The following is a 10,380-nucleotide window of genomic DNA, read 5'->3' as shown; positions in this document are numbered from 1 at the left end:
GCCCGGTTACATTCCGAACCCGGAAGCTAAGCCTTTCAGCGCCGATGGTACTGCAGGGGGGACCCTGTGGGAGAGTAGGACGCCGCCGAACAATTTTTAGCCTTAGCCCCCAACACCCAGGTGTTGGGGGCTAAGGCATTTTTGCGTTCACCAGCTATAAGCCTGCTACGGGCCGTATATGCCTGCTACGGGACAGTCCCTAGGCTGGGGTGCATGGACTATGACCTGGTTATCTTCGACAACGATGGCGTGCTCGTCGACAGCGAACCCGTAGCCAACACCATTCTTGCCGGATATCTCACGGAGCTCGGGCATCCCACCTCCTACGAGGACTCATTGCGGGACTACATGGGTTCGGCTGTCCACCGGGTCCATGACCTCGTGCAGGAGAGAACCGGGCAGACTCTTCCCGCTGACTTCGACGAAACGCTCCACAAGCGGGTCTTCGCAGCCTTCGAGCGAGAACTGGTGCCGGTCGAAGGCGTGGTCGAGGTGTTGGCGCAATTGACGACGGACAGCGTTCCCTACTGCGTGGCGTCTTCGGGGAGCCATGAGCGGATCAGAGTGGGCCATCGAAAGACCGGGCTCGATGCGTGGTTCCCCGACGAGATCGTCTTCAGCGCCGACGACGTGGGTCGGGGAAAGCCCGCGCCAGACCTCTTTCTCCATGCCGCGCAACGAATGGGCGTCCCCCCTGCGCGCTGCATCGTCATCGAAGACAGCGTCCTCGGTGTGAGGGCCGCGGTCGCCGCCGGGATGGATTCCTATGGATTCACGGCGATGACGCCAGCCCACAAGCTCATCGGTGCGAAAGGCCACTTCCAGAAGATGACAGAGCTACCTGTGTTGCTGAAGAGCACCAAGCGTTCTGAGTGACACATTTTCGGGGCTGGTTGAGCCGTGCCCGTACGCCCTTACGCGCTCGCAAGGACGGCCGGATACGGTGGCGGTCATGAGTGGCCGCGGATTGCTGATGTGGGACGAGGCACTGACCGGGTACGACTTCGGGGACAGCCACCCCATGGACCCGGTACGGCTCGCACTGACCATGGGTCTGGTACGGGCCTACGGGCTGGACAAGGTGATGGACGTGCGGGCCGCCAAGCCCGCGGGCGACTCCACCCTGCGACTTGTCCACCACGAGGACTATGTGGCAGCGGTCAAGGCCGCGTCGGCGCAGCCGCGCGCTGCCGAGCAGTCCTACGGACTCGGCACGTTGGACGACCCTGCCTTCACGGGGATGCACGAGGCGTCCGCACTGATCGCCGGACAGTCGGTCGGGGCGGCGGAGGCGGTCTGGCGCTCGGACGCGGCGCACGCGGTGAACTTCGCCGGCGGGCTGCACCATGCGATGCCCGGGAGCGCAGCCGGCTTCTGCATCTACAACGACGCCTCCCTCGCCATCGCCCGACTCCTGGAGTTGGGCGCGCAACGCATCGCGTACGTCGACGTCGACGTACACCACGGTGACGGGGTGCAGGCGGCGTTCTGGGACGATCCGCGCGTTCTGACGATCTCGCTCCACGAACATCCCCAGACTCTTTTTCCCGGCACCGGATGGGCTTCGGAGACCGGGGGCGCGGGGCCCGCGGAGGGCACGGCCGTCAATCTGCCCCTGCCCGCGGGTACGGGAGACGAAGGCTGGCTCAGGGCGTTCCACGCGGTGGTGCCGGAGTTGTTGGCCGAGTTCCGTCCCCAGGTGTTGGTCACCCAACACGGCGCGGACACCCACTTCGAGGATCCGCTGGCCCATCTGGCCGTGTCGTTGGACGCGCAGAGGGCCGTGCAGGAGTCCTGCCACGAGCTGGCGCACGAATACGTCGACGGCGGACGCTGGCTCGCCCTGGGCGGCGGCGGGTACGCGGTGGTCGACGTCGTTCCCCGGTCGTGGACACACCTGGTGGGAATCGCCGCCCATGCCCCGGTCGAGCCGGAGTCGTTGATTCCGTCCGAGTGGCGGGACGAGGTGTACGCACGGACCCGACAGCCCGGCCCGCGCAGGATGACGGACGGACGTGATCCGGTCTGGCGTGAGTGGGGCGCTGGGTACGACCCCGCTGACCGGTTGGACCAGGCGGTGCTTGCCACCCGCAAAGCGGTCTTCCCCCTTCGAGGGCTGCTGCCCTGACTCCACGGGCCCTCGGCTCGGGTTGACGGTCGGTGGGCCCGGCCGTGGTGGACCCCAGGGCGGCCCTGACGCGCTCATGACGTACGGGGTGATGGAAACCCTTCGCTGACCCCGTTGCGTGCCCTCACGGCCCGTTTGAGCCACCGGGAAGCGCTCGGCGTTACTCCAACCGTGCGACGCGCGACGGCTTTCGCCCTAGGAACCCCGGTCGGTCCGAGAGCATCGGATGCGTGTCGAGCATCGCAGCGCTACGGGCGCATCTCTTGGCCACCGGTCTGGCCGGGGCCGTGGGAACCCTGCGGGAGGGCAGCCTGCGCAGCTATCGTCTCTTCGCTGCACGCGACCCGCGCGTGACGCTCGGCCTCGCGGCACGGGGTGAGTGGAGCGCGGGTGACGTCATGGCGTTGATGGCGGACCGGTGCGGAGTCTCGGCCGACCCGAACGAGCGCACCGGGCCCGATGTCATCGACCCCGAGCGGACGTTGACGGCGCTCGACGCCTTCGCCGACCAGTTGGCCGAGGTGGCTGCGCGACGAGGAGCCGTACTGCTCGGAACGGGGCATCCGGATCGACTGCTGGGGTTCTACGCCGGGCTGGCAGACGCGTTGTCCGCAACAGGATGCCTAGTTCTCACCCCCGCGCAGGGGCGATGTGTCGACATAACGACCCGGTTCGGGGTACGTACGTACAACCTTGAGTACGTACGGGGAGTCGCGCTGGTGCGGGCACCCGGCGCACGGGGCGCAGGGTGTGAGACCGGCGCGCACACCCATTCGCCCCTCCCTTTGCGTGCTGCGGTGGAGGGTCTCGCCGAGCAGGAAGGCCCCCTTCCGGACCTGGTGATCGGGGACCACGGATGGGTCTGCGGGGCAGGTCAGCTGGGTATGAGGGCCATCGGACTGGCCGATACCGACGACCCTGCACTCTTCGTAGGCGAGGCCGAGGGAAGGGTGTCCGTGGTGGTGCCGCTCGATGACGGCCGGCGGCCCGCTCATTACCGCCCGCTGACGCGCTATGTACTCAAACGAGCCTGTCTGTCACAGTAGGCGGCCGATGGCTGCTCCTCTTCCCCACTCGCACCACCCGCCCCTAGTCTGGGGAGTGAGCGCACAGCGACGAAGAGTCACCGGAGGGGAAGCCGGTGTGCGTCATGTGCGGAAGGTACAGGTGGGTCATGGCTGCTGGCAGCGAGAGGCCTCTTAACGAGGTCAAGTTTCTTACCGTGGCGGAAGTTGCCTCGGTGATGCGGGTGTCGAAGATGACGGTGTACCGATTGGTGCACAGCGGTCATCTGCCGGCGATTCGGGTGGGGAGGTCCTTCCGAGTACCGGAGCAAGCGGTGCACGACTACCTCCGCGAGTCTTTCGTGGGGGTGGAATCCGCATAGCGGGAGTAGAGCGACTGCCCTCGGATTACAACCTCGATGCTCTGCCGGGTAGGCTGGACCGACGTAGGTCGTGTGGGCCCAGACGCCCCGCACCGAGTGAAGAGAAGTGAGCGAGGGTAGTCGTGGGCTCTGTTATTAAGAAGCGGCGCAAGCGGATGGCTAAGAAGAAGCACCGCAAGCTGCTCAAGCGCACCCGCGTTCAGCGTCGTAACAAGAAGTAAGCGACAGCTGTACGTAGCACTGTGGCCCTCCCACCAGTCGGTGGGAGGGCCACAGTGCGTTGACGTGCTCCCGTGTGCCCCCGTCCGTGTTCGGGCGGGAGAAGAGGGGCGAGGCGGCTTCCTGGTGCCTTTGCGCGCGGTGTTCTCGCCCGTGTTGAAGGACGCGCTCCGGAAGTCGGGAGCGTCACGTGTCATCACGTCGCAACGCCGAGGCGCTACGGTGACGCTGAAAGCGGGCCCACGGCATCCGAAGGAAGGAGCAGATCTTGGGAAAGGTCGTGCTCGTCACCGGGGTGGCCCGGCAACTCGGAGGACGTCTCGTACGCCGCATCCTGCGGGATCCCGAGGTCCACCGGGTGATCGGTGTCGACGTCGTGCGGCCCGAGCACCATCTGGGCGGCGCGGAGTTCATCCAGGCCGACATCCGGCAGCCGACGATCGGACGGGTCCTCGCTGAGCACCGCGTCGACACGGTCGTCCACCTCGATGTCACCGGCACGCCGCTGGGCGCCGGCGGCCGGGCCGCGGTCAAGGAGACCAACGTCATCGGGACCATGCAGCTGCTCGGCGCATGCCAGAAGTCTCCCGATGTCAGACGGCTGGTGATCAAGTCGACGACGAGCGTGTACGGCTCGGCCTCCCGTGATCCCGCGGTCTTCACCGAGACCACCTCGCCCAAAGCCCTGCCGAGCGGCGGATTCGCCAAGGACTCGGTCGAGGTCGAGGGGTATGTCCGGGGCTTCGCCAGAAGGCGGCCTGACGTGGCCGTGTGCGTGCTGCGGTTCGCCAACATCCTCGGCCCTTGCGCGGACTCCCCGCTGGCCGAGTTCTTCTCGCTGCCGGTGCTGCCGACGGTGTTCGGCTATGACCCCCGACTTCAGTTCGTGCACGAGGACGATGTGATCGACGTCCTCACCATGGCGCTCCACGAGCCCCGGCGCGGAACGCTCAACAGCGGCACCTTCAACATCGCCGGCGACGGGGTGCTCCTGCTCTCACAGTGCTCGCGGAGGCTGGGGCGTCCGACCGTGCCCGTACTCCTGCCGGCGGTCACCTGGATCGGCTCCGCGCTGCGTACGGTCGGGATCACCGACTTCTCGCCCGAGCAGATCCGGTTGTTGACCCACGGCCGGGTGGTCAGCACCGTGCAGATGCGCGAGACACTGGGGTTCGAGCCGAAGTTCACGACCGCGGAGACGTTCGCCGACTTCGCCCGGAGCCGGGGAGCGGGGCTGCTGCCTCCCCACACCCTGGTACGGGCCGTGGACCAGGTGGCGGAGTCCCTGGGCGCCCTGGTGGCGCGCGGGGACGGCTCACGGGCTCCCAGGGCCCAGGGCGATGCGGGATAAGGCCGGATAAGGAGCGCAGGCACGATGGCGGACGCCAAGGTCATTCCCTTCGACGACGACCGTGCGCGAGGTGGTGCCCAGCGCTCGCGGCGGCGCTCCGCCGGGGCTCTCGGCGGTGCGGCGGGCGGCGAGGGCAAGACCGAGCCCACCGTGGTGCGGCAGACCGTGCGGACCCTGCCCGGGGCCGTCGAGCAGCCGTCCGAGGCCCGGGCGACCGGCGGTGGGGGAGACGTGGTGGAGGACGGCCCGGAGCACGGGTCCGGCGACGGTTGGGAACGGCGTCTCGCGACGGGCCTGGCCTTCCTACGGCGCAGGGTCACCGGTGACTACGAGGTCGATGAGTTCGGCTACGACAAGGAACTGACCGACCAGGTACTGATGTCGCTGGTGCGCCCCCTGTACGAGAAGTACTTCCGGGTCGAGGTCAAGGGCATCGAGAACATCCCCGCCGAGGGCGGTGCGCTGGTCGTCGCGAACCACTCCGGCACCCTGCCGCTCGACGGCTTGATGATGCAGGTGGCCGTCCACGACAACCATCCGGCCGATCGTCACCTACGGTTGCTCGCCGCCGACCTCGTCTTCGTCCTGCCCGTCATCAATGAACTGGCGCGCAAGGCCGGGCACACGCTGGCCTGTGCGGAGGACGCGGAGAGGCTGCTTCAGCGGGGTGAGGTCGTCGGGGTGATGCCCGAGGGCTTCAAGGGCATTGGGAAGCCCTTCAGCGACCGCTACAAGCTCCAGCGCTTCGGGCGGGGCGGGTTCGTCTCGACCGCGCTCAGGGCGGGTGTGCCGATCGTGCCGTGCTCGATCGTCGGCGCCGAGGAGATCTATCCGATGATCGGCAACTCCAAGACGCTGGCCAGACTGCTCGGCATTCCGTATTTCCCGATCACGCCGACCTTCCCTTGGCTGGGGCCGCTGGGAGCGGTGCCGTTGCCGACCAAGTGGACGATTCAGTTCGGGGAGCCGATCGAGACCTCGGGGTATCCGGCCGAGGCCGCCGAGGATCCGATGCTGATGTTCAACCTCACCGACCAGGTGCGGGAGCAGATCCAGCACACCTTGTACAAGTTGCTGGTGCAGCGTCGGTCCGTGTTCTTCTAGCCGTTTCCCAGCCTCGCCGATCGCCGTTGGCCACTGGTGATCGATACCGCTGCGGCCGTCCGAGTACGGCACCGGAAGGGGTGTCAGGACAACTGTCCTGACACCCCTTCCCTATGGGTCTAGCGTCCTTCTTCCGCGTTCAGTCCCAGTCCGGGAAGGATGCCCGGGAGCAGGGGCGGAATGGTGACGTCCGGCTCCGGGGCCGGGGTGTTCTTGCCCGGCGCCGGTGGTGGCGTGTTGTCCGGTGTCGGGTCGAGCAGTCCGCCCACGTCACCGCCGAGCAGCCCGTCTTCCTTCTGGGCCGGTGTGGAACCGCCCGATGGACGGGGATCGCTCTTCTCCGCACCGGTGGACGTGTCCGGTGCCTGGGATGCCGCAGGGGCCTTCTGACCGCCGGGTGCGGGTGATCGGCCGGGTGCCTGAGGCGATGTGCTGCTGGTGCGCGGCGCGTCGCGGCCCCCCTGTTCCGGTGGGCTGGGCAGCAGCGACTGGAGCGGTCCGACCTCTTGGTCTATGGCGTCGAATACGTGGTTCACCTCGTTGCCGACATCGGCGAGCTGCACCGGAAGCCTGTCACGCAGTCCGTTCCACGCGTCGCGGTGGGCGCGGGAGAAGGAGTTCAGCTTCTGGATGGGACGGAGGGAGCCGTCCCGCTCGTAGGCGGCGTGGAGCAGCCGGTGGCCTTCGGTGGCGTCGTGCCGCATGCCGTTGAGAGCACGACGGACCTCGCCGAGGGACTCGTGGTCGAGCTCGCCCGCCCGCCCGCGCTCCATCAGCCGTCGGGCCTCGCTGAGGCGGGTGGACGCCTGGTCGAGATAGACCTCACCGCGGTCGGTCTCGCCATCGGCCATGCCGAGCCGGATGTCCTCCATGCCACGCTTCAGCCCGTACAGAGTGTCACCCGGTAGGGCGTCCGTACTGGCAGCGGCGACCCCGCCGAAGGCGCCCGCAGCGACCGTGACGGTCAGACCGCCGGCCGCGAGCCCCTTCGACCAGCGAGAACGCGGTCGCAATTTCCTCAGCGGGGAGGCGCGATGTGCGCCTCGGCCGGCTCTTCGCTGCTCCGGCACGGTAGGGCCCATGGTGGCGCTCCCGGCAGCCGTGCCCTCCTGGAGCATGGCTTCCATGGCCGCCACGAGCTGTGCCCGCTGCACCACCTTGACCTCGGGGTCCATTTCCGGCCTCGGCAGCTCGCCGAGACCGGTCGCCAGAGCCAACAGCCGACCTTGGTCGGTCGATTCGACCGACTCGTCCGGCTGTTCGGCTACCTGGTCTTCCAGGGCCTGGGCGAAGGCGTTCGCCCGCCGGTGCGCCGATACGTTCGCGATCACTGGCGGCACCTCCTCTCGTCATGACGATCGACTCCCCTGGAGTTTTGGAAGGTTGCACGCCTTGAACGCATCCACACGATCGAGTGAGTGGCTGCGGGCATGGCGTGACCACAGGGAGCCTGCATCCCGCACAACGAGCGTCTCGGCACTTGGGTTACGCGCGAAAGATGATCGGACCAGTGCGTCATGGAGGCGTTACCGATGGTGAGTTGGGGCCGGTCAGCGAGCATCGTCGGGCAGCAGGCGGGCCAGGGTGCGCACGGCACGGTACTGGAGGGTCTTGATGGCACCCTCGTTCTTGCCCATCACCTTGGCCGTCTCCGCGACCGACAGGCCCTGGAGAAAGCGCAGGGTCACGCATTCCTGCTGCTGGGGGTTGAGTTTGCGGACCGCTTCGAGGAGCGCCGCATTGGACAGGGACTCCAGGACGGAGTCCTCCGGAGAGCGCTCGACCTCGTTGGCGTCGAGCATCTCGCCGGTGGTCACTTCCAGCCGGAACCGGCTGGACTTGAAGTGGTCGGCTACGAGGTTGCGGGCGATCGTGACCAGCCAGGCGCCGAAGTCGCGGCCCTGCCAGGTGAAGGTCGAGATGCGGCGCAGGGCGCGGAGGAAGGTCTCACTGGTCAGATCCTCCGCCGTCGCCTTTCCTCCGACGCGGTAGTAGATGTAGCGGTAGACCGTGTCGCTGTACTGGTCGTAGAGCCGGCCGAAGGCGTCGGCTTCGCCCGCTTGCGCGCGCTCGACCAGTTCCATCATGCGGGCGCTGTCGCTGTCGGCGGTGGGCCGACGGACCTTGGCGGGCGTTGCGGTCGTGGAGTTGCCGGACGAGGCAGGGGCGGAGGGGGCCGTCGATGCGCCCCCTCCGGCTCGGCCGGTCCGTCTGACCAACCCACGGCCGGCAGCCGTACGGCCGCGTCGCCCCTCGACGACGGCACCGCGCGTCGACCCCTCCTTGAAGCCATCGGCCAGTGCGTAGCAGGGGGCGGCGGAACCGCTGGTGGCAATACGGGGCATGGCGAGGGCGGGGACGGCGTACGCGGTGGGGACAAAACCGCGCAAGTGGTCGAGGACCGCCGCGCGAAGCGTAGCCAGGCCCGAGGTGTCAACCCCGACGTGTGGGTACACGGGACTCCCAGAGGCAGAGCTTCCATCACGTGCAGTGCGGGACCGTTCACTCGTCGTGGCGACGTGTGGGACCCGTATGCGTTTGAGGAGAATAACGCTTCGTACAGGCAGTGCTACACCCAGTTGCTCAAAACGTCGTTTCCGTCGCTTCTGTTATGTCGGATTGACGGTTCTGGTAGCAGAAAGTGAGCACTTGTTGATCAGATTTGTTCGCCATCTGTCTCTTCGCGGGTGCCGCGCGGAGGGTCGCAGATGTGCCACGGAACTGTGTTCGGGCAGCCGCGATCAGCGGCGACGGCGGTGGATGGCAACGGCAGCCGCCGTACCGCCCGCGATGGCGCCCACACCGGCCGCGGCGGGGATGCCGACCTTGGCCGCCTTGCGCCCGGTGCGGTAGTCGCGCAGGCGCCAGTCGCGTTCGCGGGCGTGCTTGCGCAGCTTGGTGTCCGGATTGATCGCGTATGGATGTCCTACGAGCGACAGCATCGGGATGTCGTTGTGCGAGTCGCTGTACGCGGCGCAGCGGTCGAGGTCGAGCCCTTCGGCCGCTGCCAGCGCGCGGACGGCCTCGGCCTTCGCGGGGCCGTGGAGGGGTTCGCCGACGAGCCTGCCGGTGTAGACGCCGCTCACGGACTCGGCGACCGTGCCCAGTGCGCCCGTCAGGCCGAGGCGTCCGGCGATGATCGTTGCGGTTTCCACCGGAGCGGCCGTGACCAGCCAGACCTTCTGGCCGGCGTCGAGGTGGGCCTGTGCCAGCGCCCGGGTGCCCGGCCAGATCCGCTCCGCCATGTACTCGTCGTAGATCTCCTCGCCGATGCTCATCAGTTCGGCGACGCGATGGCCCTTCACGATCGACAGCGCGGATTCGCGCACGTCCTGCATGTGCTCCGGGTCCTCGACGCCAGCGAGTCGGAACCAGGTCTGCTGCCAGGCGAACCGTGCCAACTCGCGGCGCTGGAAGAAGTTCCGCTTGTACAGGCCGCGGCCGAAGTGGAACAGCGCGGCGCCCTGCATCACGGTGTTGTCCAGGTCGAAGAACGCCGCGGCCCGCACATCGCCCGAGACCGGGAACTCCGGCGTGTCGGCCACCGTGGGCTCGGCCGCCGGCAGCAGTTCCTGCGAGGTCTTGCGGGCTGCTTCGGCGGCGGCCTCGCCTGCGAGGACGCTCCGTGCTGTGGCGGAGCGCCTACGGGGGGTGAGCCATCCCAGTGCGGCCATGGGGCGAGCATAGCCAGTCTGTTCGGAACTTCCCGACACGCCGGAACACCAGGGTGTGAACGGTGGGTGACGCGCCGGTGGGGCGGAGCGCGGCCGGATCCCCGTCGGCGGCTGCACCGGGGGTCGTGCACGGGATTCGGGGGTGTCCTGATGGCCCGGGGTGCGGGGCGGACAATGAGGCCATGAGTCCTGTGTGGCGACGTACGAAGAAGAAGGCCGACGGCGCGGTGGCGGCGGGCGGGAAGACGGTGACGCTGATCGGCAAGCCGGGGTGTCATCTGTGCGACGACGCCCGGGTCGTGGTGGAGCAGGTCTGCGCCGAGACCGGCGCCGTGTGGGAGGAGAAGGACATCACCGAGGACGCGGAGCTCCACCGCGCGTACTGGGAGCAGATCCCGGTGGTGTTGGTCGACGGTGCCCAGCACACGTTCTGGCGGGTCGACCCCGATCGGTTGCGGCGCGCGCTGCAGCAGTAGCGAGGCGGCTGCTCCCCTTCGTGCGCTGCCCCTGCCCTGTC

General features: G+C 67.9%; 11 protein-coding genes and 1 rRNA gene. 9 read left to right on the top strand and 3 right to left on the bottom strand.

What is annotated here, in order from left to right:
- The 8 genes from rrf to ACFXJL_RS29810 form a co-directional block, all read left to right on the top strand.
- Positions 1 to 91: ribosomal RNA gene (gene rrf / locus ACFXJL_RS29845) — 5S ribosomal RNA — on the top strand; the annotation flags it as partial.
- A gap of 122 nt (positions 92 to 213) precedes the next feature.
- Positions 214 to 876, top strand: a complete 663-nt coding sequence (locus tag ACFXJL_RS29840; protein ID WP_384697441.1) for an HAD family hydrolase — start codon at positions 214 to 216, stop codon at positions 874 to 876.
- A 76-nt stretch (positions 877 to 952) separates the two neighbouring features.
- Positions 953 to 2,128 (top strand): acetoin utilization protein AcuC, encoded by a 1,176-nt coding sequence (locus tag ACFXJL_RS29835; protein ID WP_329021891.1) that lies wholly within the window; start codon positions 953 to 955, stop codon positions 2,126 to 2,128.
- A gap of 230 nt (positions 2,129 to 2,358) precedes the next feature.
- The gene (locus ACFXJL_RS29830; RefSeq protein ID WP_384697438.1) at positions 2,359 to 3,174 is read left to right on the top strand and encodes a phosphatase; all 816 of its coding nucleotides are present in this window, start codon (positions 2,359 to 2,361) and stop codon (positions 3,172 to 3,174) included.
- A 128-nt stretch (positions 3,175 to 3,302) separates the two neighbouring features.
- Complete coding sequence (locus tag ACFXJL_RS29825) at positions 3,303 to 3,515, top strand: helix-turn-helix domain-containing protein (RefSeq protein ID WP_003958488.1); 213 nt, start codon at positions 3,303 to 3,305, stop codon at positions 3,513 to 3,515.
- A gap of 122 nt (positions 3,516 to 3,637) precedes the next feature.
- Positions 3,638 to 3,736 carry a 30S ribosomal protein bS22 gene (locus ACFXJL_RS29820; protein ID WP_003948845.1) on the top strand — a complete coding sequence of 33 codons (99 nt, stop codon included), beginning with the start codon at positions 3,638 to 3,640 and terminating at the stop codon, positions 3,734 to 3,736.
- A 266-nt stretch (positions 3,737 to 4,002) separates the two neighbouring features.
- Positions 4,003 to 5,085, top strand: a complete 1,083-nt coding sequence (locus ACFXJL_RS29815; protein ID WP_384697435.1) for an NAD-dependent epimerase/dehydratase family protein — start codon at positions 4,003 to 4,005, stop codon at positions 5,083 to 5,085.
- 24 nt (positions 5,086 to 5,109) lie between these two features.
- Positions 5,110 to 6,189: a lysophospholipid acyltransferase family protein gene (locus ACFXJL_RS29810; RefSeq protein WP_358880234.1), complete on the top strand. Its 1,080-nt coding sequence runs from the start codon at positions 5,110 to 5,112 to the stop codon at positions 6,187 to 6,189.
- Positions 6,190 to 6,308: 119 nt separating this feature from the next.
- Here ACFXJL_RS29810 and ACFXJL_RS29805 read toward each other — a convergent pair whose 3' ends face one another.
- From ACFXJL_RS29805 to ACFXJL_RS29795, 3 genes are all read right to left on the bottom strand, one after another.
- Complete coding sequence (locus tag ACFXJL_RS29805; protein WP_358880233.1) at positions 6,309 to 7,520, bottom strand: DUF5667 domain-containing protein; 1,212 nt, start codon at positions 7,518 to 7,520, stop codon at positions 6,309 to 6,311.
- A gap of 219 nt (positions 7,521 to 7,739) precedes the next feature.
- On the bottom strand, positions 7,740 to 8,645 hold the full coding sequence (locus ACFXJL_RS29800) for an ECF subfamily RNA polymerase sigma factor, BldN family (RefSeq protein WP_358880232.1): 906 nt from the start codon (positions 8,643 to 8,645) through the stop codon (positions 7,740 to 7,742).
- 285 nt (positions 8,646 to 8,930) lie between these two features.
- Positions 8,931 to 9,863 carry an HAD family hydrolase gene (locus ACFXJL_RS29795; protein ID WP_384641794.1) on the bottom strand — a complete coding sequence of 311 codons (933 nt, stop codon included), beginning with the start codon at positions 9,861 to 9,863 and terminating at the stop codon, positions 8,931 to 8,933.
- A 182-nt stretch (positions 9,864 to 10,045) separates the two neighbouring features.
- On the opposite strand from ACFXJL_RS29795, the gene ACFXJL_RS29790 reads away from it, so the two are divergent.
- On the top strand, positions 10,046 to 10,339 hold the full coding sequence (locus ACFXJL_RS29790) for a glutaredoxin family protein (RefSeq protein WP_384697430.1): 294 nt from the start codon (positions 10,046 to 10,048) through the stop codon (positions 10,337 to 10,339).
- The last annotated feature ends 41 nt before the right edge of the window (positions 10,340 to 10,380 follow it).

Origin of the sequence: Streptomyces sp. NPDC059256, assembly GCF_042753785.1 — a bacterium.
GTDB lineage: Bacteria > Actinomycetota > Actinomycetes > Streptomycetales > Streptomycetaceae > Streptomyces.
The sequence above is the reverse complement of the archived record's forward strand: the minus strand, read 5'-3'. Positions and strand labels throughout refer to the sequence as shown.